The sequence below is a fragment of the Paenibacillus turicensis genome (assembly GCF_050461185.1).
Lineage (GTDB): Bacteria > Bacillota > Bacilli > Paenibacillales > Paenibacillaceae > Fontibacillus > Fontibacillus turicensis_A.
The window spans coordinates 725473-750207 of record NZ_JBCMOR010000005.1; the positions used below are offsets into that span (position 1 = coordinate 725473).

The 24735-nt window shown below is 38.6% G+C and carries 30 protein-coding genes; 22 read left to right on the plus strand and 8 right to left on the minus strand.

The genetic code is table 11. From position 1 onward, the window contains the following. Window positions 1–288: 288 nt before the first annotated feature. The 3 genes from ABE099_RS05435 to ABE099_RS05445 all read left to right on the plus strand — a co-directional run bounded on the left by ABE099_RS05435 (window position 289) and on the right by ABE099_RS05445 (window position 3094). Window positions 289–1014: a LytR/AlgR family response regulator transcription factor gene (locus tag ABE099_RS05435; protein ID WP_430028114.1), complete on the plus strand. Its 726-nt coding sequence runs from the start codon at window positions 289–291 to the stop codon at window positions 1012–1014. Then, window positions 1015–2337: a GHKL domain-containing protein gene (locus ABE099_RS05440; protein ID WP_430028116.1), complete on the plus strand. Its 1323-nt coding sequence runs from the start codon at window positions 1015–1017 to the stop codon at window positions 2335–2337. 139 nt (window positions 2338–2476) lie between these two features. After that, window positions 2477–3094: a CPBP family intramembrane glutamic endopeptidase gene (locus tag ABE099_RS05445; protein WP_430028118.1), complete on the plus strand. Its 618-nt coding sequence runs from the start codon at window positions 2477–2479 to the stop codon at window positions 3092–3094. A gap of 66 nt (window positions 3095–3160) precedes the next feature. Here the strand turns inward: ABE099_RS05445 and ABE099_RS05450 are convergent, their stop codons facing one another. Further along, window positions 3161–3559 carry a hypothetical protein gene (locus ABE099_RS05450; RefSeq protein WP_430028121.1) on the minus strand — a complete coding sequence of 133 codons (399 nt, stop codon included), beginning with the start codon at window positions 3557–3559 and terminating at the stop codon, window positions 3161–3163. Between the two features lie 133 nt (window positions 3560–3692). On the opposite strand from ABE099_RS05450, the gene ABE099_RS05455 reads away from it, so the two are divergent. The 6 genes from ABE099_RS05455 (at window position 3693) to ABE099_RS05480 (ending at window position 6622) form a co-directional block, all read left to right on the plus strand. Continuing rightward, window positions 3693–4124 (plus strand): DUF3237 family protein, encoded by a 432-nt coding sequence (locus ABE099_RS05455; protein WP_430028124.1) that lies wholly within the window; start codon window positions 3693–3695, stop codon window positions 4122–4124. Window positions 4125–4169: 45 nt separating this feature from the next. Continuing rightward, a complete protein-coding gene (locus ABE099_RS05460) occupies window positions 4170–4307 on the plus strand; it encodes a hypothetical protein (RefSeq protein ID WP_430028127.1) in 138 nt (45 codons plus the stop codon). A gap of 157 nt (window positions 4308–4464) precedes the next feature. After that, window positions 4465–4890 carry a DMT family transporter gene (locus tag ABE099_RS05465; protein ID WP_430030490.1) on the plus strand — a complete coding sequence of 142 codons (426 nt, stop codon included), beginning with the start codon at window positions 4465–4467 and terminating at the stop codon, window positions 4888–4890. Between the two features lie 43 nt (window positions 4891–4933). Continuing rightward, window positions 4934–5635, plus strand: coding sequence for a Crp/Fnr family transcriptional regulator (locus ABE099_RS05470; protein WP_430028129.1), 702 nt, complete (start codon window positions 4934–4936; stop codon window positions 5633–5635). Between the two features lie 107 nt (window positions 5636–5742). Continuing rightward, entirely contained in the window at window positions 5743–6216 is a 474-nt protein-coding gene (locus ABE099_RS05475; protein WP_430028131.1) for a DMT family transporter, read from the plus strand. Window positions 6217–6421: 205 nt separating this feature from the next. Continuing rightward, window positions 6422–6622, plus strand: a complete 201-nt coding sequence (locus tag ABE099_RS05480) for a DUF4177 domain-containing protein (RefSeq protein WP_430028133.1) — start codon at window positions 6422–6424, stop codon at window positions 6620–6622. A 109-nt stretch (window positions 6623–6731) separates the two neighbouring features. Here ABE099_RS05480 and ABE099_RS05485 read toward each other — a convergent pair whose 3' ends face one another. Beyond that, a complete protein-coding gene (locus ABE099_RS05485) occupies window positions 6732–7508 on the minus strand; it encodes a Cof-type HAD-IIB family hydrolase (protein WP_430028135.1) in 777 nt (258 codons plus the stop codon). Window positions 7509–7700: 192 nt separating this feature from the next. Here ABE099_RS05485 and ABE099_RS05490 point away from each other — a divergent pair, with 192 nt between their 5' ends. The 4 genes from ABE099_RS05490 to ABE099_RS05505 all read left to right on the plus strand — a co-directional run bounded on the left by ABE099_RS05490 (window position 7701) and on the right by ABE099_RS05505 (window position 10394). Then, window positions 7701–7967, plus strand: coding sequence for a transcriptional regulator SplA domain-containing protein (locus ABE099_RS05490; RefSeq protein WP_430030492.1), 267 nt, complete (start codon window positions 7701–7703; stop codon window positions 7965–7967). Beyond that, the gene (splB, locus tag ABE099_RS05495) at window positions 7964–8992 is read left to right on the plus strand and encodes a spore photoproduct lyase (protein ID WP_210089358.1); all 1029 of its coding nucleotides are present in this window, start codon (window positions 7964–7966) and stop codon (window positions 8990–8992) included. The genes ABE099_RS05490 and splB overlap by 4 nt, the downstream gene beginning before the upstream one ends. 367 nt (window positions 8993–9359) lie before the next feature. Then, window positions 9360–10115 (plus strand): class I SAM-dependent methyltransferase, encoded by a 756-nt coding sequence (locus ABE099_RS05500; RefSeq protein ID WP_430028137.1) that lies wholly within the window; start codon window positions 9360–9362, stop codon window positions 10113–10115. Between the two features lie 78 nt (window positions 10116–10193). Continuing rightward, window positions 10194–10394, plus strand: coding sequence for a hypothetical protein (locus tag ABE099_RS05505; RefSeq protein ID WP_430028139.1), 201 nt, complete (start codon window positions 10194–10196; stop codon window positions 10392–10394). A gap of 171 nt (window positions 10395–10565) precedes the next feature. Here the strand turns inward: ABE099_RS05505 and ABE099_RS05510 are convergent, their stop codons facing one another. Beyond that, complete coding sequence (locus tag ABE099_RS05510; protein WP_430028141.1) at window positions 10566–11000, minus strand: GNAT family N-acetyltransferase; 435 nt, start codon at window positions 10998–11000, stop codon at window positions 10566–10568. A 262-nt stretch (window positions 11001–11262) separates the two neighbouring features. Here ABE099_RS05510 and ABE099_RS05515 point away from each other — a divergent pair, with 262 nt between their 5' ends. The 6 genes from ABE099_RS05515 (at window position 11263) to aguB (ending at window position 15827) form a co-directional block, all read left to right on the plus strand. Then, entirely contained in the window at window positions 11263–11499 is a 237-nt protein-coding gene (locus tag ABE099_RS05515; protein WP_430028143.1) for an AbrB/MazE/SpoVT family DNA-binding domain-containing protein, read from the plus strand. Then, complete coding sequence (locus ABE099_RS05520; protein WP_430028145.1) at window positions 11500–12246, plus strand: ABC transporter ATP-binding protein; 747 nt, start codon at window positions 11500–11502, stop codon at window positions 12244–12246. It begins immediately after the preceding gene. After that, window positions 12246–12971: an ABC transporter permease gene (locus tag ABE099_RS05525; protein WP_430028147.1), complete on the plus strand. Its 726-nt coding sequence runs from the start codon at window positions 12246–12248 to the stop codon at window positions 12969–12971. The genes ABE099_RS05520 and ABE099_RS05525 overlap by 1 nt, the downstream gene beginning before the upstream one ends. Before the next feature lie 70 nt (window positions 12972–13041). Next, the gene (locus tag ABE099_RS05530; RefSeq protein WP_430028149.1) at window positions 13042–13719 is read left to right on the plus strand and encodes an NAD(P)H-dependent oxidoreductase; all 678 of its coding nucleotides are present in this window, start codon (window positions 13042–13044) and stop codon (window positions 13717–13719) included. A gap of 131 nt (window positions 13720–13850) precedes the next feature. Then, window positions 13851–14879 (plus strand): agmatine deiminase family protein, encoded by a 1029-nt coding sequence (locus tag ABE099_RS05535; protein ID WP_430028150.1) that lies wholly within the window; start codon window positions 13851–13853, stop codon window positions 14877–14879. A 72-nt stretch (window positions 14880–14951) separates the two neighbouring features. Next, window positions 14952–15827, plus strand: a complete 876-nt coding sequence (gene aguB, locus ABE099_RS05540) for an N-carbamoylputrescine amidase (RefSeq protein ID WP_430028152.1) — start codon at window positions 14952–14954, stop codon at window positions 15825–15827. A gap of 92 nt (window positions 15828–15919) precedes the next feature. Here aguB and ABE099_RS05545 read toward each other — a convergent pair whose 3' ends face one another. The 3 genes from ABE099_RS05545 to ABE099_RS05555 all read right to left on the minus strand — a co-directional run bounded on the left by ABE099_RS05545 (window position 15920) and on the right by ABE099_RS05555 (window position 18879). Further along, window positions 15920–16387 (minus strand): DUF4362 domain-containing protein, encoded by a 468-nt coding sequence (locus ABE099_RS05545; RefSeq protein WP_430028155.1) that lies wholly within the window; start codon window positions 16385–16387, stop codon window positions 15920–15922. Window positions 16388–16468: 81 nt separating this feature from the next. Then, window positions 16469–18508 carry a M56 family metallopeptidase gene (locus ABE099_RS05550; RefSeq protein WP_430028158.1) on the minus strand — a complete coding sequence of 680 codons (2040 nt, stop codon included), beginning with the start codon at window positions 18506–18508 and terminating at the stop codon, window positions 16469–16471. Further along, the gene (locus tag ABE099_RS05555) at window positions 18505–18879 is read right to left on the minus strand and encodes a BlaI/MecI/CopY family transcriptional regulator (protein WP_430028160.1); all 375 of its coding nucleotides are present in this window, start codon (window positions 18877–18879) and stop codon (window positions 18505–18507) included. The genes ABE099_RS05550 and ABE099_RS05555 overlap by 4 nt, the downstream gene beginning before the upstream one ends. A gap of 164 nt (window positions 18880–19043) precedes the next feature. Between ABE099_RS05555 and ABE099_RS05560 the strand changes: the two genes are divergently transcribed. Beyond that, window positions 19044–19982 (plus strand): ADP-ribosylglycohydrolase family protein, encoded by a 939-nt coding sequence (locus tag ABE099_RS05560; RefSeq protein ID WP_430028162.1) that lies wholly within the window; start codon window positions 19044–19046, stop codon window positions 19980–19982. On the opposite strand, the gene ABE099_RS05565 is transcribed toward ABE099_RS05560, so the two are convergent. Beyond that, window positions 19969–20961 (minus strand): serine hydrolase domain-containing protein, encoded by a 993-nt coding sequence (locus ABE099_RS05565; RefSeq protein WP_430028164.1) that lies wholly within the window; start codon window positions 20959–20961, stop codon window positions 19969–19971. The genes ABE099_RS05560 and ABE099_RS05565 overlap by 14 nt on opposite strands. A 295-nt stretch (window positions 20962–21256) precedes the next feature. Then, window positions 21257–21820 (minus strand): beta-class carbonic anhydrase, encoded by a 564-nt coding sequence (locus tag ABE099_RS05570; RefSeq protein ID WP_430028166.1) that lies wholly within the window; start codon window positions 21818–21820, stop codon window positions 21257–21259. A gap of 134 nt (window positions 21821–21954) precedes the next feature. On the opposite strand from ABE099_RS05570, the gene ABE099_RS05575 reads away from it, so the two are divergent. Further along, window positions 21955–23472 (plus strand): carboxypeptidase M32, encoded by a 1518-nt coding sequence (locus ABE099_RS05575; protein ID WP_430028168.1) that lies wholly within the window; start codon window positions 21955–21957, stop codon window positions 23470–23472. A gap of 241 nt (window positions 23473–23713) precedes the next feature. Then, window positions 23714–24715, plus strand: a complete 1002-nt coding sequence (locus ABE099_RS05580) for an ABC transporter substrate-binding protein (protein WP_430028171.1) — start codon at window positions 23714–23716, stop codon at window positions 24713–24715. Window positions 24716–24735 lie beyond the last annotated feature (20 nt).

Below are 24735 nucleotides of genomic sequence, written 5' to 3' on the forward strand. Positions count from 1 at the left end.
TACTACTTTCTAGCTTTTGTATTTTATAAATATAACTACGGCTCTATTTAGAAATTAGTACTTGCCAACGATAGAAGTCTGGAAGCTACGATCCAGAGCGTTCATGCGATTGTGTTAAAATCATATTCCTTTTTATTAGAGTCTATTTATGGATGGAATTTGATTTTAAGAGACACTATTCAGAATCGCTCTGTCTCTTCGCTAGTTTGGGTTAGCGGTCAAGCACTAATTTTGAGATTGAGCCATAAATACATATAATTTGTTATAGATGAGGAGCGATATATAGGTATGGAGCTTCACATTGCGATTTGTGATGATGATCGACAATATGCTTCTAAATTAGAAGACACGTTAATTAAGCTAGTGTCAATGTTAGAGGGCATTCATTTTCATATTGACATATATGAATCAGGGGAAGCTTTACTTAGAGCGATGAAGCAGACAGCCTACCATCTTGTTTATTTAGATATGGAGATGCCAGGGGAAGATGGGATTGCTGTTGCAGAGCAGCTTCGCAAGATGAAGTTAAATATGTTAATTATTTTTGTGACGAGTCATTCCTCTTATATGTATCGAAGCTTTCAGGTACAGCCGTTTTGGTTTTTGTTAAAGCCAATTGAGGAAAAAGAGTTACATATTGCGACGATCAAGGCAATTGAACTATCAAAGCAGCAAAATGATGTATTTACGTTTACAATGAATCAGCAGACCTATCATATAAAAATAAGTGAAATGATGTATATCACCGTAGAACAAGGTAAAAAACTAGTGATTGCTACAGCAAATGAGTCGTATGCATATTACGGAAAGCTAGGAGAGCTTGCATTACAGCTAGAGTCCTATCATTTTTGTCGTATACATAGTGGTTATGTTGTGAATTGGGAGTTTGTACGTGCATTGGGTAAAAATCAGGTAATGCTGACAAACGGTACTACGCTTCCTCTAAGTCGTACTAAAAGTAGCCATGCGCTAAAGTCCTATCATCATTTCATAGAAAAGAGGATGCTAAAATAAATGTGGCAGTTTCTACTGTTTGTGATCGCCGTGTCAATTTTGTTTTATTTGCCACAGGGAGTCACCTTATATCTCTTTTTACAAAAGTTTTTAATTTTAAAGAGAAGTAGGTTGTTTTTTGCGAGTAGTTTAGTGTTATTTTATGTTACGAAATCTTTAATCGGAGCAAGCTTGACGCCAATGGAATCGGTAATTGTTCACTTTATCGTATATAGTCTGATTACAATCTTTTATTTTCATGGTCGCTGGCTGCAAAAAATATTTATAAGTGCTTTTTACACGGTATTTACAGTCATAATTGAACTTATGGTGTGGTTTGGACTTAGCATAGATGGTGTTTCAGGAGTTACTGGAGCTTCACCCATCGTTGGTTTTATAACTGTGGTCATTTTGAGCAATGGACTTTGTTTACTTATAGTACGTATGTTTCGGAATTCTCCTAATTGGGGTGCACTCTCAGATAAGGAGTGGGGGATTTTAATGCTCATTCCTGTTATTTCCTTAGCGATGATTATGGTGAGCTTACAGGACATTCCCGTTTTAAATCAACATAACATCGTTTCTGCTCATTTTTTATCTTGGCAATTTCTAATGACACTATTAGGCTTGTTAATCATTAACATTGCCGTCATGCTTGTATACCATACTTTAATCAAACGGGTACAAAGTGAGTTCCATCATGTATTATTACAACAACAGGTGAAGGAATATAAGCAAAAATGGCAAGAGCATCAAGCGTTATCCACCATGCGTCATGATATGAATCATATGTTTACTATACTCTCCACGTGGCTAGAAAATGGACAGGTACAGCAGGCACAGCAGTCTATTTTGCAATATAAAGCTCAGCATTTAAGGCAAGACGATTTCATCTCAAGCGGTAATATCGTGATAGATGCCATCATAAATGAGAAGCTGAGTGTGGCAAAAGGTCATCAAATTGATGTTCATACCCATTTTCAGGTGCCCCAAGATTTGTCTTTTAGTGGTAAAGAAATAGAGTTGGCTATAATTTTAGGAAATGCATTAGACAATGTCATTGAAGGCGTTTTAAGATTGCCTAGTTCCAGCACTAGATACTTAAATTTAGAAGTGGTGTATAGAGAGGGGATATTGATTATTGCTACAAAAAATCCAGCCATAAATGTTAAGCCAGCTGGACAACGGCAAGAGAATACCTCCTTTTTATCTAGTAAACGAAAGCATAAGGAAAGCGGAATTGGGATTAAAAGTATTTGTTATTCGGTTGAAAAGCTACAGGGCAATGTGAGCTTTAAATATATGGCCGATCATTTTCATATGATCGTAACGTTGCCATGTTAGTAGGATAACAAGGTAACAAAACTATTTACGCCATATAATATGTAAAATACGACGACCTCCCCTAATTGTGAAGAAGGTTATGCTATATTGGTGATCTTCAATTCATTAATTTACCTTCAACAAGAAAGGGAGGAAGACGATGTTAATCTCTTTAATAATAAGCAGTATGTTCCAGCTTATATTGTTTACAGCCATTCCTTTGCTATATTGGAGTATTACAAAACGTAAAGCAGTCCCTGTAGTCCCTTTTTATAAATGGATTGGTTTGTATAGACCTGACTTTGCCTCTAAAAGGCGGATTTTAATTTGCTTTATTACGATTTTAGTCATGTATTGTATCGTTGGTTTAACCGTGTCTATTTACTTGTTAAATCCTAAAAATCTAGCTAATTCACAATTTTATGGTTTAGGTCACGCTGGACTGCTTGCTGTTTTCATCTATTCCTTTGTTCAGACAAGCTTATCAGAGGAAATTTTGTTTCGGGGCTTCCTAACACGAGTGTTTGCAGCTAAATGGGGATTCAGCATCGGAAACACCGTACAAGCTATTCTATTTGGTGGACTTCATGGGGGGATGCTGGTTAACCAGGCGGGTATTGTCCCTACTCTGATCGTAGTGCTGATTACGGGTGGGGTTGGATTTAGTATGGGAATCATGAATGAGCGGTTAGCTGGAGGTTCGATTATTCCAGGTTGGGTATTACATGGAGCTACAAATTTTATTTCATCCGTCATGCTGTTGTACGCTTGGATTTAATCCTTAATAGTGATAGCGGCTCTCACACAATTGGAGGGAGTCGCTATTTTTAATGATCACCATGGTCTATTGCTTGCTAAAGCATCCTGATTTAAGTATTGCCCATATCCCAGCACCGCCGCCAACCAAAAAGACCTCAATTGCGCCCATCCAATGTAGACTCGTGTTGCCGCTAGTTGCTGTAAGCGCGTAGATAAGGTGATGACCTCCTAACATAATACAAAGCAAGAACGAAATAATTGACAGTATTTTTGCGTACTCTACATTTCGTTTGAAAAGCGTGATAATAATACCTACATCAATACCCACATTCCATAATGCAATTTCAGTTTGCCAGCCAGTGCTGAGTCCCCATACCGAGTAATTTTGAGCAATATCTGTGAAAAAGACCTGCCATATAAACGCACCTACTGACATTAGCAAAAATAAAAATAAATAATAAAATAAGTATTTTTCTTTTTTCATTTCTGTTCCTCCTATCCATTCAAGGTAGTATATAGAAATCCAATTATTTACTTTTAAATTTACAAATTATTCTTCTTGCTTACCATGATAAATGTAATAATAGAAAATAAAGATTATAAATTGAGGTGATATTTTGAAATTTGAAGAAGTTCTAACTGTCCATGTTAAAATATTAAAAGCAATCCAATTACAAAATAGTGATGGTGATACCGTCGTCATGATAACCTTCACAGGAGAAGCTACGGGTAAATATTTTAATGGTGTTATCCTTGATGGCGGAGTAGATACGCAGATTATTGGAAAATATGGTGACCGTCATACCTTATCAGCAAGGTATATGCTCCAAGGAAGTGATGAAACTGGACAAAGCTGTGAAATCTATATCGAAAACAATGGGAATTTTAATAAAGAGCTACCTGATGGAGTATTGTTCAGAACTACGCCTAAAATAATTACCAATAGTAAGTCATTGTCTTTTTTGAACAGTGATATTTTGATAGGGGAAGGTTATTCGACTGAAATAGGTGTGGATATAAAGATTTATAGAGTAATTTGTATAAAATAAAAAGCAACAGAAGATCCATTATCTCAAGCGCTTGCCCATAATATTATGAATCATGATAAATGGAGAAGTCTATCAGCAATATCTCAAGGGAAGCTACATGTTGTTGAGGAGATGGAGTGGAACTTTGGAGATGCACATACAAGTGTACTTTTATTAGATAAGTTGCCTATGCTATTGCTTTGATCTACAAATATATAATTTTAGTTTTCTTAAGGGATAGCAAGGCAACGGTCATGTGGTAGTCTTGTGGTCACTTTAGGACATATGTCCTTTTCATCCATTAAAAAGTATCATTTAATAATTACAGATTACAAGACACGTTATAGGAGTGGGGAAAGTGATAAAGGGAATTATATATGCGATTCTTGCAGGTGCATTTATTACATTGCAAGGGGTAGCTAATGCTTCAATTGGTGCACATATTGGAACTTGGCAAGCGGCGACACTAACGCAGTTTACAGGTTTTATTGCAGCTGCATTGATTTTATTAGTAGCTCGCGGGGGCTCATGGCAAGGAATTCGAAAGGTCAAGCCTTTATATTTAATGGGTGGTGCACTTGCAGCGATCATAATTTTTAGTGAAGTGACGGCGATTGGGCAGATTGGAGTAACGTTCACAATTTCTGCATTGCTTATAGCACAATTAACGATGACCTTTCTTATTGATACAAACGGATGGTTTGATGTCATTAAACGTAAGATGGGTGTGTTACATTTCGCAGGTATTGCTCTAATGATTTTAGGTGTTATCGTTTTAAAGCTATAGTCAGAGAAGCACAGAGGATCGGAAAAAGGGAGGTGTTTTCGTTATGAAGGAAGTCCAAGATCAAGAACAGCTTAATGGTTACTTAAAGCAGTTTCAGCTAGAAGAGGTATTTCATGCGCCGTTACGTAGTCATCTTACGCTGTACCATCTTGGCTCTGGGGATGTCATCTGTTATCAGGGTCAACAATCGGAGCACTTATATGTATTAGTACAAGGACGGATTAAAATCTACACTAACTCTCACGAGGGTCAATCCCTAATCGTTTCATTTAAATCTCCATTAGAAATTATAGGAGATATTGAATACATAAGGAAAATCGAAATTATCAATACCGTCGAAGCGGTGACAGAGGTGTATTTAATCGGAATTCCTTATGCTTGGTTAAGAAAGCTTGGTAATGAGCATCCTCCTTTTTTGCGCTTTTTGCTGGACATCATCACACGCAAGTTTTATATAAAATCGGATTTTCTTAGCTTTAACCTTATGCATCCTGTAGAGATTAGGTTAGCTAGCTATTTGCTGTCGCACGTTTCAGAGGAAGCTGCCATAAATGGATCTTTTGGACATGAAGTCATCGGGCTTGCAGATACGGCAAATTTAATTGGAACAAGCTATCGTCATCTCAATCGGATTGTGGGGAAATTTTGTGAAGAAGGTTTAGTGTCACGAGGGGCAAGAGGGACGATATATATTCGTAATTTAGAAGGCTTACAGGCGATGGTAAATGACAAGACAACGCTATAACATAACACCTTGCTATGACATAAAACTTTGCTACAACATAACACTTTGCTTATGACAAATAAGCATTACTATAGGAGAAAGATTAAAAAGAAGGAGAGAGATTAAAAATGATTACTGGGATATTACTAGCAAGCTTAGCAGGACTGTTAGTCAGTGTACAAACTGTATTCAATAGTAAGGTGAATGTGTATAATAACTCGTGGTCTACAACTACGCTTGTGCTTGGCATGGGTTTTCTAGCCTCCTTTGTGCTTGGATTCATTACACAAGGAAGCAGCATGTTCAATCTAGAGGGAATAAAGCTCTGGTATATTTTCAGCGGTTTAATTGGAGTTGGCGTCGTCTTTTGCTTAGTTCATGCGATGAAAAATCTTGATCCCACCTTTGCGATCTCTATTGTGGTGACCGCTCAGCTTGGCACCGCATTGTTGTGGGATTCACTTGGTGTATTGGGACTTGAAAAAATCCCTTTTAGCTGGAATAAGCTATTTGGTGTGATCGTAATAATACTTGGAATTGTGGTATTTAAGCTAGGTGATTTTAGACGTGATCATATTAAAAATCAAGCACCAAGTGCTTAAGTATGATTGTAACCAATTAGGTTAAACAAAGCGAATAAGCGAACGATGTTATATTCCTGTGCAATGAAATTGCTCTGTAATCCTCCCAGTACGCCTGTTTCTTGTGATGTTCGACATGGAGAAGGTATACTGGAAATAAATTGATGCTAATTAAGATTTAGGATAGTTTCATTAAGGTGAGATCTAAGCTGGGGGAGGATAAGCAATGCAACAATGGGAATATAAAACGCTAAAAATTTTGACCCATGGTTTATTTGGGGGACAAATTAGCGAGGAAGATTTAGAGATACAGCTTAATGAACTAGGCGAAGAAGGTTGGGAGGTTGTATCCTGTGTGAATACCAATCAATCTGGGGGTACTTCGCTCAGTGTCGTTGTAATCATGAAAAGACCAAAGGAAGCTTGATACATTAAAAACTTGCAGCCATAGGTAGCTTTTTAAAGCTCTTCCTTTGTCCGCAAGTTTTTTTAGATATTTTTTTAATTCACAATTAGACTAATACCTATATAAATAGCTATTTAATCAGCCCCGCATAACGCAAGCCCTGAGAAATTCCACCCTCATCAACAGAAGCCGTGACATAGTCTGCTAAAGGCAGCAATTCAGGATGTGCATTCCCCATCGCTATGCCAAGCCCAACCTCATCTAACATCTCCTTATCATTTAAGCCATCACCAAAAGCAACCGCATCCGCAGTAGTTAGATTAAGCTTGTCTAACATCGCTTTAATGCCCTCGGCTTTTGAACTTCCCTGAATGGTGACATCCATTGCTTTTTCATGCCAACGGATCATACGCAAATCCCCCGCCATCTCCTTATACAACGGCTCGTCTTCCACCTTACAATTAAGAAATATCTGATAAATATCAGTTTTTTGCCAAAAGTCAGGGTCAAAGCCCGCTTCCTTCAAATGAAGGGAACCTAGTGATTCAAGGACAAAGGGGTGATCTTTTGAATTGGAAAAGTAATCGTCACTTCCCACAAAAACAAGCGCATGCTGGTTACGTTCTGCAAACTCAATTAGCTTCTTGATGTGTTCTTTCGGTAACGTTTGCTTGTACAGTGGTTTCCCTTTATAAACGACATAGGTACCATTTAGACTAACAAAGGAATGAATATCTAATTTCTTAAGTAATGGCTCAAAATTAAATGGTGAACGTCCAGTAGCAATGACAGGTTCAATTCCATTTGCTTTTAATTGTTTAACTGCATCTATTGTATCTTGCGGAATTTCCATATGCTCATTAATCAGTGTGCCATCAATATCAAAAAAGACAATTTTATAGCTCATAATTTAAGTTAAACTCCAATCTTTGGTTGTATATATCATCTTACCATGTAAAAGAACATAATGCTGGTTTCTATTTTCATCTTCCATATTTAGTAAATATAATTTTTGTATATGTTGGGGATATTTAATTGTAATTACAAATGGATGTTTTATTTGCCCTTACCAAGACAAAATAAAGAAGGTGACCCATTTATGCAAGCTTATAATAACTCCAATTCAAACTACAACCCAGGCGATGTCGTTTATGTGATTTATCGTAATCCGCACACACAAGATGTAGCAAATGTACAGCAGGCGGCTGTCATTAACCACCCTGAAAAACCGGGAGAACTCGCCGTGTTTTTATATGAAACCTATTATCCACTCACAGCAGAAATGGCGGTGTATGCAACCGAATCTGAAGCGAATGAGGCATATAGCTATTACTTTGGTGGTGCGGTGGAAGGGAGCTTTCAATGATTGCACCATTTATGCCACGACTCATTTATTTTGAGCCAGATGCGCTAGACTATCCGCTTGGTGTTGAGCTACATGATAAATTTAAAAAGCTGAACGCAGAAATTCGGTACACAACTTCGCATAATCAGGTGCGAAATTTGCCTGGTGAAAGTGACCTACAACGTTATCGGGTCGCAAAATCAACGCTTGTAGTTGGTGTACGTAAAACGTTAAAATTTGATACGTCCAAGCCTTCTGCTGAGTTTGCCATCCCTTTTGCCACAGGCTGTATGGGGCATTGTCATTATTGCTATTTGCAGACGACGATGGGGAGTAAACCCTACATTCGTACTTATGTTAATGTGGAGGAGATATTAGCGCAAGCAGATAGCTATATGAAGGAGCGTGCACCAGAATTCACTAGGTTTGAAGCATCCTGTACGTCTGATATTGTTGGCATTGACCACCTGACTCATACATTAAAAAGGGCAATTGAGCATTTTGGACAATCCGAATATGGGAAGCTACGGTTTGTGACCAAGTTTCATCATGTGGATCATTTGCTGGATGCCAATCACAACGGGAAAACAAGATTTCGTTTTAGTGTAAATGCTGATTATGTCATTAAAAATTTCGAACCAGGCACTTCACCACTAGCACAACGTATTGAAGCGGCAGGCAAGGTTGCTCGTGCAGGATATCCGTTAGGCTTTATTGTAGCCCCGATTTATCTACATGAGGGCTGGAAAGACGGCTATTATCACATGTTCGAACGGCTAGATGATGAGCTAGACAAAGATGCACGAGATGACATTACGTTTGAATTTATTCAGCATCGCTTTACAAAGCCAGCTAAACGAGTCATAGAAAAAAACTATCCGATGACTAAGCTGGAGCTAGATGAGGAAAAACGTAGATATAAATGGGGTAAATATGGTATTGGTAAATACATTTATCAGAAGGAAGAAGAAGAGGAACTGAAGGAACATTTGCATGGTTGTATGAAAAAGTTTTTCCCGCAAGCGAAGCTGGAGTATTTTACCTAAAATTAGGCTCTATTTATAAATGAGTACTTGACAACGACTTGAGGATAGAGGCTACGATCTAGAGCGTTCTTACGATTGTGTTAAAATCATATTCCTTTGACTGGAGTAAAAGTTAAAGTATAAATAGCTCATTGTAGAACAGGGGTCAGCACAGTCTGACTCCTTTTTATGTGAGAATAACCGATAACAAAATGCGATAGCTTGAAAAAATAGTACAAATAGTCATAGTTTTTTTAGAACTTGAATTGAGTTGTGTGATGTAAGTGGTATAAATTGGGAAGCTAAATTTGATATTATTACGTTTACTTTGTAACTTGTGCCTTTGGTACGAATTTATATCACTGATCATTTTATGGAGGTGAATGGCATGGATTTTAGAAAAACATATGATTCAATTCCAACGCAGTTTGAAAAATGGAGACCTCGTTATTGTGACCAGCTATTTGCTGAAGTTATTGAATACGCTAACATTGATGATAGCAAAGATGTACTTGAAATTGGTCCTGGGACAGGACAAGCAACAGCCCCCTTTTTAAAAACAGGATGTAACTATTTAGCAATTGAGCTTGGTCAACAATTTGTGGAGTTTACAAAAAATAAATTTGCTCCTTATTCTAATTTTAATATCATCCAAAATGATTTTGAAACCCATGATTTTGGCACTCAAAAATTTGATTTGGTGTTTTCTGCGGCAACGATTCAGTGGATACCTGAACAAATCTGTTTTCCTAAAGTGCATGATCTTCTTAAAAGCGGTGGAACACTAGCCATGTTTATGACGCGGACTGATGAAAAGACACCAAACGGAGTTTTGTATGATGAGATACAAAAAGTATACGCTGAACACTTCCATGTTGAAACAAAATATACATGTAAATTAGATTACGAACATGCGGTTAATTATGGTTTTGTCGATTTCAATTATCGCGATTGGAAGCAAACAAAAGTATACACGGCTGATCAATATGTTGAGTACCTAGCAAGCACGCAAGTAGAGCATATCACGTTAAAAGAACCACATAAATCTAATTTTTATAACGGAGTTCGTGAGGCGATTACACATGCAGGGAATGAAATCATACTTAATGATACGATTGCTTTATATTTGGCGAAAAAGCCTTAATTATTAGTTCAGAATTGCCTATAATTACGTACCGCTTTTGATTATCGTTTTGCGTAAATTGGGGAGATTCTTCAAAGTATGGATACCACCATTGCAATTGATATTCTTGAACGTAACCTTAATGAGATTGAGGATGAAATTACTACACTTTCTACGATTCGCAGCGTCATTACTACAAGGTTTAACTTTTATAATTTTATACAAAAGGGACGTAAGATGGGGATTTTCAGCCTGATTTATTGTTTCCGATTAAGGAGAAAAATAAGTGAATTAGATTGATCTCGTAGACAAGGCTATTAAAGCTTTGTCTTTTTTTATTAAAAATTTAATTATTCTCAATTATTTTAATCTTGCAATTTAACCGTCTACGGGATTAAGTCAATTTGATATTTCAAAGCTACTTTATTTATTAGCACAAGGCACTCCAAAAGACTTGAAGGGCAAACATGCTCATTCTGAGAAATACTTAATGAAATTCTTTTGCTGTTTGCGAAGGATGTAACCAGATCTTAGATAGAACTTATGTGCACCTGTGCGATCAAAACCAGATACAAGACGTACCCCACAACAACGACATTGCTGTGCCCAATCTTCTATAGCACTTAATAGTGCTTTTCCAATTCCTAAGTTGCGATAGTTTCCATCCACTGCGATTGCCATAATGTTCTTGAGTGGGTCACAATAAGTGCATTCATAATCACTACCATGAATATATCCAACTACAGTGTCATCGACACAAGCGACATATATTTTATCTGTTTCTCTATTAAGAATAATAGATAATCTATTTTTAGTTTTCTCTAAATTGTATTTGTATCCCAATGCATTACTGTTTAAATGGTGGATTTTTTCAAAGTCATTTATTGTACACTCCCGTACATACATCATTCTTCCCTCCTATTTCTAACAAGCAATTCTAATGTTTTAAGGTTAGTGTACTGTAGATTCACTAAAATTCCCATAATTTTATTGCTAATTTGTTTCCTGAAAAGTATAATAAGTATGAAAAGTAGGAAAGGTATAACTAGTTGTATAAGTATAACATTTATGTTGAGTTTGAATTGAAAGCAAAAGAGTTTATTAAAATTTTTTATTTTTAAATGGAGTTTTAATGTAAGTAATAAAACGAAGGAGGCATATTCAACACATGGTTAAAAATAATACATCACAAGACGGAAAGTTTATGAGCACAGTAAAGGTAGGGGAAAAAGGACAAATTGTAATTCCAAAGGGTGCACGTGAATTGTTTGATATTAAGCCAGGGGATACCTTGTTATTGCTAGCTGATATTAATCAAGGGATTGCAATTGTTAAAAATGACTTATTTAAGCAATTTGCAAATGAAATTATTCAAGCACAGGAGAAACCAGAGGAGGCTGAATAAATGAATGCCGTTAGTGGGATTAAAATTGTAAATTTAACTAAAGCCTATAAGCATCGTGTTGTCGTAAATGATTTGAATCTAGAAATTAAGCAAGGCGAATTTTTCTCTTTATTAGGTCAAAATGGAGCCGGAAAAACAACAACAATCAAAATGCTAAGCTGCTTACTTAATCCTACAAGTGGAGATGCATTTTTACTTGGTGATAGTATTACTCATCATGCAACGGCAGTGAAGCAAAAGCTTAATGTTTCTCCACAGGAAACCGCGGTAGCTCCAAATTTATCAGTGAAAGAGAATCTAGAATTAATTGCACGTTTATATGGAAGTGATAAGAAGCAAGCGAAAGTGAAGGCAGATGAAGCGATGGGGATGTTAGGTTTAACAGAGCGAGCGAAAGATCGTGCTAAGAATTTGTCAGGAGGCTTGCAGCGTAGATTGAGTATTGCCATGGCCATCATCACGAATCCTCAGATTATTTTCCTTGATGAGCCTACACTTGGACTTGATGTCAGAGCAAGAAGAGATTTATGGAAGGTGATTTCTGGCCTCAAGGGGAAAATTACAATTATTTTAACGACACATTATTTAGAGGAAGCGGAAAGCTTGTCTGATCGCATAGCGATTATGCACGGAGGAATGCTACAGGCATTAGGCACAGTGGATGAATTACTACAACTAACGAAGCAAAGTAGCTTTGAAGATGCCTTCCTCGTGTTGACAGAAGAAGAAAGTGAGGTGCCCGCGTAATGTTATCAGCACTAGCGACCCGTAATCAAAAAGAACTGCTTCGCGATCCGTTAAGTATTGTGTTTGGCTTAGCACTACCGATATTTTTATTATATTTTGTTTCCGTTTTACAAAAAAGTGTACCTGCTGATGTCTTTAAATTAGAAAACTTTGCGCCCTCGATTGCAATTTTTAGCTTTTCTTTTATATCTTTATTTTCGGGTACGTTATTGGCTAAAGATCGCGGTAGCTCATTTCTAACACGATTATTTGCTTCACCACTATCTTCTAAGGACTATATTTTAAGCTATTCCTTACCATTACTTTTCGTAGCATTACTACAAAGCATTATTTGTTTGACAGCGGCTGTCTTAATGGGACTTCCCGTTACTAGTAATTTAATGTTAACCGTTGTCATGCTCATTCCAATTTCCTTATTGTTTATCGGAATAGGCTTATTGTTTGGAGCATTGTTTACGGATAAGCAGGTTGGCGGGATATTTGCTGTATTAGTGCAGGTAGTAGCTCTATCTAGTGGAATGTGGTTTGATTTAAATCTATTTGGCGGGGCAGTACAGGCGATATGCAATGCACTTCCGTTCTCCCATGCAGTTGAAGTCGCGCGCGCAACAATGGCTGGTAATCTAGATGCAATCATGCCACATATGTTATGGGTGTTAGGATACACACTTGTTATTTTTGTTATAGCGATTATTGTATTTAAGCGTAGGATGAAGGAAGATTAATCAATATTTGCAATTGGAAAAAATCCAAATAATAGTAATGAAATAATTGACGAAGAAAGGGAGCCATATTTTGAAACATTCTGAACTTACCAAAGAAGCCATTTTAGCTGCCTACCAATCTAGATATGCGACAAAGGATTTTGATCCTAATAAAAAAATTAGTGATGAAGACTTTAAGTTTATTTTGGAAACAGGGCGTTTATCCCCAAGCTCCTATGGATTTGAGCCATGGAAATTTGTTGTGGTACAAAACAAGGAGCTTCGTACAAAATTAGCAGAGTGTGCGACAGGAGCAAGAAGACAACTGCCAACAGCAAGTCATTTTGTTGTTATTTTGGCAAGATTGCCTCATGATATGAAGGCAGATTCAGAGTACATTCAGCACATGATGAAGGAGGTACAGCAATTAACCCCTGAAATCATAACGATGAAGCAAGCTACCTATGATGCTTTTTTGAAAACTAATTTTGCGATTGAGGACGATCCGAGAGTGATGTTTGAGTGGGCTTGTCGTCAGACGTATATCGCACTTGGCAATATGTTAACAGCGGCGGCAATGATCGGGATTGATTCCTGTCCAATCGAAGGCTTTAACCGTAAGGCAGTTAATGAATTGCTTATTAAAGAAGGGGTGCTCGACCCAGAGCATTATGGTGTATCAGTGATGGCTGCGTTTGGTTATCGCGCTAGTGAGCCTAATGCTAAAACGAGACAAACCACCGAGCAAGTGGTGACATGGATCGATTGAGGAACCCAAAGTAGATTCTAGTGGATACATGTTCAAATTGATAGACTTATTAAAATATTGTATGATGAGTGAGGAACTTTGGGGGTAAGTGCTAAAGTTTATATTTGCGATGTGAAAGGGTAACTTAAACGATGAATCCAAAAGCTTTAAACTATACAATGCCTGCTGAGTGGACTCAGCATGAGCGTACATTTATTTCTTGGCCAATCGAAGCCTCCATGGTCTATCCAGAGCAATATGAAGCAGTTTGTGCCAGCTATGCAGAAATCATTACAGCGATTGCGGAATTTGAGCCAGTGACTGTAGTGATTAACCCAGATGATGAAGTCCTTGTGCGTTCTTTTGTGAAGCAAGAGAATGTGACTTTGTTACCTATTGAGCATAATGATGCTTGGCTACGTGATAACGGCCCAACCTTTATTCAAAATGCTGAAGGTAAGCTTGCAGGGGTAAACTGGAAATTTAATGCATGGGGTGGAAAATATTCACCTTGGGACTTAGATGATGCAGTAGCTCCGCAAATTTTGAAGCAAGCTGGTGTTACGCAGTTTGATGCACCACTTGTGATGGAGGGTGGCTCCATTCATACGGATGGTGAAGGCACGATTTTGACGACCGAGGAATGCTTGTTAAACAAAAATCGGAACCCTGAGCTTAGCCGTGAACAGATTGAAGCTTATGTTAAGGAGTTCACAGGTAGTGACGTCATCATTTGGCTAGAGCGTGGTTTAAGTGGGGATGAGACAGATGGTCACGTTGATAACATTGCTTGCTTTGTAGCGCCAGGAAAGGTCATTATCCAAGTGTGTGATGATCCACAGGATGAGAACTACGCGATCACCCAGACTAATCTTGCTATTTTGGAGCAAGCTAGGGATGCAAAAGGGCGTAAGCTAGAGATCGTGAAGCTACAGCAGCCTCCTCGTGTAGATTATGAAGGTAGTCGCTTGACGCTTAGCTATTTAAACTTTTATTTCGTAAATGGTGGTATTATTTTACCTGTGTTTGGCGGAACTGCTGCAAAGACAGATCAGATGGCAATGGACACGTTAGCGTCCCTATTCCCAGATCGCCGTATTCGTACAGTGAATGGAATGGGTGTCATAAAAGAGGGCGGAAACGTCCACTGCACGACACAACAAATGCCGGTTGGAAAGTAAGTTGCATAAAAGGATTTTAATGCAAGAGGGCTACTTTTCACACATTATATAAAAGAAGGTGACAGAACAATTATGAGAAATGTAAAAGTGGCGGCGACTCAAATGAGCTGCTCTAATGATATAAATGACAATATTGCGAAAGCAGAAAAGCTCGTTCGTGAAGCAGCTGCACAAGGCGCACAAATTATTTTGCTACAAGAGCTATTTGAAACTCCGTACTTCTGCCAAAAGGAAAAAGCGGATTATTATCCATATGCAACAGAGCTTGAGGAAAATCAAGCGATTAATCACTTTAAAGGCATTGCGAAGGAGCTTGCGGTCGTATTGCCAATTAGCTTTTATGAGAAAAAAAACTATGCACGTTATAACACCGTTGCCATTATTGATGCGGACGGAGAAGTACTTGGTAAATATCGTAAAAGCCATATTCCAGATGGCCCAGGGTATGAAGAGAAGTTTTACTTTAACCCAGGTGATACTGGCTTTAAGGTGTGGAAAACGAAATATGCGAAGATTGGGGTCGGCATCTGTTGGGATCAATGGTATCCTGAAGCAGCTCGCGTAATGACCTTGATGGGTGCAGAATTGCTATTTTATCCAACGGCGATTGGCTCTGAGCCACAAGATGGTTCCATCGATTCAAAGGATCATTGGCAAATGTGTATGCGTGGACATGCTGCCTCTAACTTGATTCCAGTTGTTGCCTCTAACCGTATCGGAAAAGAGGAGGATGAGGACTCCAGCATCAATTTCTATGGTTCATCCTTTATTGCAGGACCTCAAGGGAACAAAATTGCAGAAGCTGGCCGTGACGAAGAAACGGTGCTAGTGAGTGAATTTGATCTTGATGCGTTGGAATCGCAGCGTATTGAGTGGGGCATTTTCCGCGACCGCCGTCCAGAATTATACCGCTTGATTGCTTCGTATGATGGTGATTTGACGTTTTAATCATTAAAAAATGAAGGACGTTAAGTAAGCTCCTTTAATAAAAAAGTTGGTCAGAGAACGTAAAGTTTTCTAGCCAACTTTTTTGTGTTTTTTTATTTTTTTGGAAAATCAAAGAAATTTCCATTGTCACTATCACAGCCAATTAAGCTATAATATTCCTGTCCATTTTCACTTCGTTTTGTTCCAATTTTTTTACATGAGGCACTTGGTCTATTGAGATCACTACCATTAATGTCTAAAGAGTTATCATACGTAAACTTAATACTATCTCCATCGTAGATAAGCTCATAAAAAATAGGATCGCCTTCAATCGTATATTGCGTAATTCGCACCTGATCAGCAGTTTGTGCATTTACATTACGAAGAAACTGCTCCCACTTTTCTACATTCATAACCTTATCAAAGATATGGACAACATCCCCATTTTGCGCCGCTATTTCTGAACCGTAGGGCGCTTTCACTTCTGGAAATGGAGAGTTATTTCGTTGTGAGTTGCCGCTACAAGCCGTCATTAGCAATAAGAAACAAATGATAGCTATCCAATGTAATTTCCGTATCATGGGCAACACCTCCAACTAATCTGACGCATATCACTGTAACAATGTTGCGTGACTAGTCGGGATGAGGGTAAGCAATATACTTTATTTCCAATTTAACAACAGTTTATCTAGCTTATTCAAATCATTCCCTAACGCCTTCAAGGAACCAAATTCAGCTTCAAGTGTTCGTCGCTCAAACGTGATTTTTTTGCTATAATCTTCAGATTTCAATACGCCTTCTGGAGATGGGTTAGACCGAAAAGCAAAGGTAATTTCACCCGCATTATCAATCATACTAAGCAATACTAATGCATTTTTACGTAGCTGCCGCTCAAAGCGGACATCCGAAAATGGAGGTAAGGTACCAAGCTCTGCATTTGAACGTGGTTCATAAAATACCGTTACACCATAAGGTTCCTTCGTTGTTTGTAATGAAATAAAATTTTGGATGTAAGTGGGGTAAGGCGTGTTAAGAGATCCCGCGATTTTAGCTACCTTTGATGCATCCCCAATATAAGGCGTTTTAGCTTGACTTAATACTTCTAAATTGTAATCTGAGTGTAGCTTTTTTAATTGCGCTGTTGTATATTCCACCTGTAGCCAGACAAGCTCCTTACTTTGATCATGATAAATCGCTGTTAATGCAATCTCATTTTTTGTATCTTGATACGAAACACTTTTCAGCTTTTGCTCCCGATCATACCAGGTGCTTTTTTGTTGACCTAGCCGCCCTTCTATATCTGTGAGTGTTTTCATCATAAAAGGAAAAATACGATCCTCCTGATCCACTTTAAAATAAGGAATTGAGGCGCCTTCTGGAGACACTTTCGCTTTAAATGCAACAATTCGACCTTCTAAATTTGTCTGATAGCTGAACTCCTCAAATTGATGCTGATACTTTAATGATGTATTGTTTGGTGTAGGTGTATACAACTCTGTATGAATGTCCTGTTCATTTTGCCCCAGTGAAATATCATTAATTTTTAGTCTAGAGAAGTCATAGTCCACTTGAGATGCTTTAATGCTTGGTGTAGCTGAGCCCACAAAAATTGCACTAACAATGAGCACGAGACTTATGGCTAACATGCTAATAGGACGGGGTTTACGACTTTTCTCAGATTGCATAATGGCAGTTAATCGATCCTTTAAATTATTTTTTTCGGTACTCATCGTACCTACAAACGCGCCTGAAGCTTGCTTAGAAGCCGCTAATGCGATCAGAGTTTCACCATAACCCTGCTTTTGCTGCACATTCATTCCTTTAATGACGGCTTCGTCACAAGATAATTCACATGCTTGATTAAACTGCTTTACTAGCTTGTAAATGATCGGATTAAACCAATGTAAGCATAATGCAAGCTGTGCTATCCATTTGAGCCATAAATCACCACGTTTTAGATGGGTAAGCTCGTGCAAAAAAATGTAATTTAACTGTTGCTCCTTAAATTCACGTTGTGGCAAAATAATGCACGGTTTCTGCAATCCAACCAGCATAGGTGAGGTGATGAGTGCATTTTGAAACACAGGGATATCTAAATGAATCCCTTTCTTTTGTTTTGCTAAAGCTAAGGCGGATAATACCGTCTCATCTTTTACAGTAACCTGATGGATATTTAGTTGTCTTTTAAAATGTAAATAACCGATGATCTTCCAGCCAAACAACAATCCAGCACCTACAAGCCACATTATTGATAGTGTCATCCATAGTGTAGATGAGAAGGTGGATACAACTGTTGTCGATGAAGCAGAGGAAGTAACAGGTGTTGTATCAATCGAGGCCGAAGCACGCTGCTCCTCAGAATCTGTTGGATCAGTTGAATTCACGCTAGTATTTTTATTCACGTTAACTTCAGGTAAGCTCGTTGTTTCTTGTACTTGTTTAGTTTCATTTAAAATAGGTACTAATGAATCAGAAGCTAGATTTTGCTCTTGCAATGGGCTAAACAACGTGCCAATTAAGCTTCCTTCTGGTGCAACTGGAATGACAAGCCGAAAGAGTACAATGAGCCAAATGTAATATTTCCAAGTTTGGGAAAGCTGTTTATTAGCTACTTTTTGCACGATATAAATTAACCCTGCAATAACGGTAGCGGCAAGGGATAGCGATAAACAGACCATAAATAAATCGCTGAAGTTGTTCACTTAGGACCCTCCATCTTGAAGTATTGACTTAGCTCGTTAATGTCCTCATCGCTAAGCTTACCATGCTCCACTAAAGCGGCAACAAGACTTTTAGCGCTGCCTTGATAGAGCTTATCTACCATTTCTTCCATATGGAACGTAGTATATTCTTCCTCAGTAATATTTGCACTATAGTATAATACTTCACGCTTATGCGCTGTAATAACCTCTTTATCTGTAAGCCGTCGTAACAATGTAAGCACGGTGGATTTGCCCCAACCTTTTGTTTGATCTAGTTCTTTGCGAATTAGTAAGGAGGAGACTGGCTCTTGCTGTTTCCATAATATACGCATAACCTCAAGTTCCGCATTGGCAATTTTGTCCGCAAGCATTAAATACCCCATCCTATCTTAAAATAATTAATTGTGTTAAAAACGATTCCGGTTTACAACTGTAGTCTGATGTTAGTTTACAAAAGTAAACTCATGTTTGTCAACCCTAAATGCGTAGATTACAGACTGCATTTTTAGGGTAATTACTTTCAGGAGGGATGGAAATGTCAATGGAAAAGTATAAGTTTAAATCCGCTATTATAGGGGGTGTAGTCGGAGATGCGTTAGGTGTGCCTGTGGAGTTCAGGGCAAGATCAACCTACTATGTTGACGACATGATCGGTTATGGTACATACAATCAACCTCCAGGGACATGGTCAGATGATACCTCTTTAACAATGTGTTTAATTGAAAATTTAATTCATAACCAAGGGCAAGATGAGTTGATGAAAAAATTTGTTGCTTACAAGGAACAGGGCTACTGGACCCCTTATGGTGAAATGTTTGATATTGGCAGAGCAACGGATGACGCCATCTATCGATATATGCATGGTGCACCTGCTCATCGGTGTGGGGGATCACATGAAAGTGACAATGGAAATGGTGCATTGATGCGAATCGCACCGCTAGCTTTCGTGCTTCAAGCTGAAGACTCATCCGTTAAAATTAAGCAGATGGTTGAGAAGTGGTGTGAGGTGACTCATCGTCATGCGCGATCTCATCTTGGCTGTATTTTTTACATCACGTTTCTAATGGGATTAATTCGTGACGATCAACCAATTAACGCGTTAGAGAAGGCGATTTCGTTCTGCAATGATCAATTACGTACAGAATCTCAATATGGGAATGAATTTCATCATTATGAAGCGATTCTAGATCAAAGCTTCTTAACATGGGAACAAGCGCAAGTGAAATCAGATGGTTATGTTGTTCATTCGCTTGAAGTGGCGTTATGGTGTTTTTTCAAGCATGACAGCTATAAAGGGACTGTATTGGAGGCTGTCAATCTTGGCGAAGACACAGATACAATTGCAGCCATCGCTGGAACGATGGCAGGGTTGAAATATGGGCTTAACGGTATTCCCGAGCGTTGGCTACTTCAGCTCGTTCATAGGGATAAAATCGATGCACTGTGTGATCAGTTTGTAATCAGATACAACTAATCTTTGGGGCAATGTACTGACGGAATATATCCACAGGTGGCTTGCCCCGTTTTGTCTGATCACGCGTAATGACGACGACTAGATCAAGGGAAGGGATCACAAAAATATTTTGCCCACCAAAGCCTAAAGCATAGTAATAATCTAGAGAAATACTGTCGCCTTGATTTTTAACCTTATCAACCTCTGGCACATAACTGTCCACCCACCAATGCCACCCGTATTGTCCTCTTCTTGGGGCATTGGTATCTATAAATGGGGCGGTAGCACGCATTACCATATCTGCGCTAATGAGCTGATTACCTTGCCAATTCCCTAAATTTAAAAACAACTGTCCAAATTTCATCATATCCTCTGGTTTTAGCTTTAAACCAAAACCACCTGTATGAATCCCTTGGGGATCATATTCCCATTCGTATTGCGTTATATCAAGGGGCCCAAACAAATATTGTTCTGCAAACTGTGCGGTTGTACAGCCTGCGGCTTGTGAAATTAAACTTGAAAGAAGCTGGGAACAACCTGAATTGTATTCCATATATGTACCTGGTGAATGAGCTAATGGCTGGGATAACGTGTAATCTATCCAATTTGATGTTTTGATCATGTTAGGAAAGGAGTTGATCCCTTTGAATTCCTGCCATCTAAAGCCAGCACTCATGGTGAGCAGATGTTCGATTGTGATTTCTTGTTTCTGTGGATCAGAATCGAGCTGTAGCTGTGGGAAAAAGCTGGCGATTGGTGTTTCAGGTGGCGGAAGCAAGCCTTTATCCATCGCAATGCAAACTAATGCAGACACAATACTTTTGGTACAGGAATTAATTTTAGCAATTTCCTGCTTCAACTGTGATTCTCTATAATGCTCTAAGAGCAATGTATCTTGATAAGCAATAAGGCAGCTTCTAACCTTTAATTCAGTAAGATCATGTACTAAGCTGTTTATTACTTTTTCTAACTTCGCTGTAAAGTTCCTATCCGAGTGCATTTATGTTCAACTCCATTTCTAATCTATGTTGTATGTATATCCATATCTATTATCCATATCTATACTCATTTTCAGATCCTTATCGGAGTCAGTGTTCATATCCATTCTAGTTTTATCGTTAAAATATAGCTTAGCTAATTTTATATATAAAAAGCAAGCCGCAGACACTCATGTGTAAGATGAGGTAAGACGGCTTGCTATGTTGCTCTAGCTTCAATTACTTTAGATTTATTGCTATAAATTATGCAACTTTGATACTATGCATTTTACGAAATAGATAGCATGGAGGCCTGACTTATTGCTCATACCCATCAATGACAAGCTCAAGGGCACCAGTTGCAGAATCAATTAGCAACCCGTGAACAGGAATTCCAGCAGGTAGAAGTGGGTGTTTTTTCACAATATTAACGGTGCCAATAATTCCTTCTTTTTCATTGGCGAAGCCATGAAGCCATTTTTGTAGCTTAATCCCTGAGTTTTCTAACGTACTTAACGTATCCTCAGAGATGCCTCGCTCACGCATGGAGGAGATCACTCGGTTAGAATCAAGTGCAGCCATACCACAGCCTGTATGACCTACAATGAATACTTCCTCTGCTTTAAGCTCGTAAATTGCAACGAGAACACTTCGCATAACACTACCAAAAGGCTGGGAAATGACAGCACCAGCGTTTTTAATAATTTTAGCATCACCATTACGCAAATTCATTGCCCGTGGCAATAGTTCTACTAGGCGGGTATCCATACAGGTGACAATCGCCATCTTTTTACCCGGAAATTTGTCTGTCATATAACTTTCATATTCCTTGTTTTGTACAAACTGCTGATTGTATTCCAGGATTTCATTAAGGTTGCTCATGGGACTATCCCCTCCTAAATAGATGTAGTAAAATAGTAAAATGTGATAAAACTCATTTCAAAATTTGATTATACGGATTGTAATCAGTATCATCAAGTAGGGTACATAAATTTTTTTTAAGGAGTGGAACTGATATGGCTATAAATGTTACAGCAGTATGGGATTCCTTTGCGGCATTATTGTCAAAAATTAGTAGTTATCATGAGGCTGTTAATTTAATGGCATGGGACTTAAGAACAGGTGCGCCAAGAAAAGGAGCAGCAGCTCGCTCCGAAACGATTGGTTTATTATCTACAGAAGCATTTAAATTGCAAACCTCAGCAGAAATGGGTGGATATTTGTCCCAGCTTTTAGAAGAGGATACATTCAAGCAATTAAGTGACACACAGCAACGCATTGTGAAGGATGCGAAAGAAGAATACGATCGTAGCGTAAAAATTCCCGAAGAGAAATATAAGGAATATGTAGAACTAACTGCAAATACAGAAACGTTGTGGGAGGACTTCAAGGAAAGTGGCGATTTTGCGGGCTTTGAGCCTTATTTGACCAAGATCGTAGCGAAGCTTCAAGAGTTTATTGATTACTGGGGCGTTAAGGATACCCGCTATGATACGTTACTTGATATGTATGAGCCAGGACTTACAGTTGAAAAGGTAGATCAAGTATTTGGTCAATTGCGTGATCGTCTAGTGCCACTTGTAACTGCGATTAGTGAGCATGGCCATAAGCCAGACACTGAATTTTTACACAATATTTTCCCGAAAGCGCAGCAAGAAAAGATTAGCCTGTTCCTATTGGAGCAAATCGGATATGACTTTGAAGCAGGCCGTGTAGACGAAAGTATGCATCCATTTCAAATGACACTGAATGATGGCGATGCTAGAATTACAACCCATTACATTGAAGATGATGTGGTGGATGCCTTGTTTAGTTCACTACATGAAGGTGGGCATGCGTTGTATGAGCAAAATGTAAGTGCTGAATTAGCGCGTACACCGCTCGCTCAAGGCACCTCTATGGGGATTCATGAATCCCAATCCCGCTTCTGGGAAAATATTATCGGACGTAGTCGTCCGTTCTGGGAACGTTATTATAGCGATTTGCAGCAGCATTTCCCTGAGCAATTAAGCGAAGTACCACTGGATCAATTTTTCAAGGCGATTAATGCAGTCAAAAATTCTTTGATACGTATTCAGTCCGATGAATTAACGTACAATTTACACATCATCATTCGTTATGAAATCGAAAAAATGATTTTCAACGAAGGATTGCCAGTCAGTGAGCTACCACGTGTATGGAATGAAAAATATCAAGCCTATCTTGGCTTAACACCGCCTAATGATGGTGTTGGTGTACTGCAGGATGTGCACTGGTCAGCAGGGCTATTTGGATACTTCCCATCTTATGCGTTAGGGAATATGTATTCGGCTCAATTTGCAAACACGATGATGAAGGAGCTACCTGAATTTGAGAAGTGGGTAGGAGAGGGCAACTTCGCTCCCATTCGTGAATGGTTAATTGATAAAATTTATAAATATGGTAAGAGCCGTACACCGTCCGAATTAATTGAAGGTGTGACAGGTGAACCACTAAATCCAACCTACTTAGCAGATTATTTAGAGAACAAGTATAAAGAGATATATGGGCTTTAAGATTTGAGGGCTTTAAGTAGATATTAATTTTTAATATTTAAAAATAAGGATGTGCTTTCATCTATAGGATGGAGTACATCCTTTTTTTGTATATATGATTTTTGTGTGTTTGCATTTTTCTATATAGTGTCTTTAAAATCGTGGGATTTGTCCTTATAACGCTTTTAAGATTCGTGGCATATGATGGAGCATTAAATTGTAAATGCATTATGACTACCCTAGATTACAGGAGGTGATTTTAATGAAAAAAGGTGTGTTTGGGATTGTGATTGCAATAACGATGCTTGCTACGCTAATTACGGGTTGTTCGGGAGAGAGTGGTAAAACCGTAATTCGGTTAGGGGAGGTCACAAGGTCTGTGTTTTATGCACCACAATATGTAGCGCTTGAACAAGGCTTTTTCGCAGAGGAAGGCTTGGAGGTAAAGCTACAAACGACTGCGGGTGGAGATAAAACGATGACTGCTTTGCTGTCAGGAGCGATTGATGTTGCGCTCGTTGGCTCAGAGACATCGATTTACGTATACCAACAAGGTGCCGAGGACCCTGTCATTAATTTTGCACAGCTAACTCAAACGGACGGTACATTTTTAGTGTCTAGAGAAGATATGCCGAACTTTGCATGGGACGATCTTAAAAATAAGGATTTCCTAGGGCAACGCAAAGGTGGCATGCCGCAGATGACGAGTGAATTTACTTTGAAAAAGCATGGGATTAATCCACAGCAGGATTTGAAGCTCATTCAAAATATTGATTTTGCTAACATTGCCGCTGCGTTTGCATCAGGCACAGGGGCCTTTGTCCAGTTGTTTGAGCCACAGGCTTCGATTTTCGAATTAGAAGGAAAAGGACATGTCGTTGCCTCATTTGGGACGGAAAGTGGACAGTTGCCTTACACCGTTTATATGGCGAAAGCAAGCTATATCGATAAAAATAAAGAAAGTATTCAAAAATTTACAAATGCAATTCAAAAGGCTCAGAAATGGATAAGTCTCCATTCTCCTGAGGAAACAGCAAAGGTGATTGCGCCTCACTTTAAGGATAGTGATCCTGTTGTGTTAGCCAGTGCAATTAAACGGTATTTAGCACAGCAATCCTATGCTGCCACTCCTATGTTATCTGAAAAAGCATGGAACAATTTGCTTGATGTTATGGAAAACGCAGGGGAGCTAAAAGAACGAGTACCAATGGAGAAGTTAGTTAATAATGATTTTGCTAAAAATGCGGTAAATAGGCACCCATAATATGTCACGGAAGGAGCACG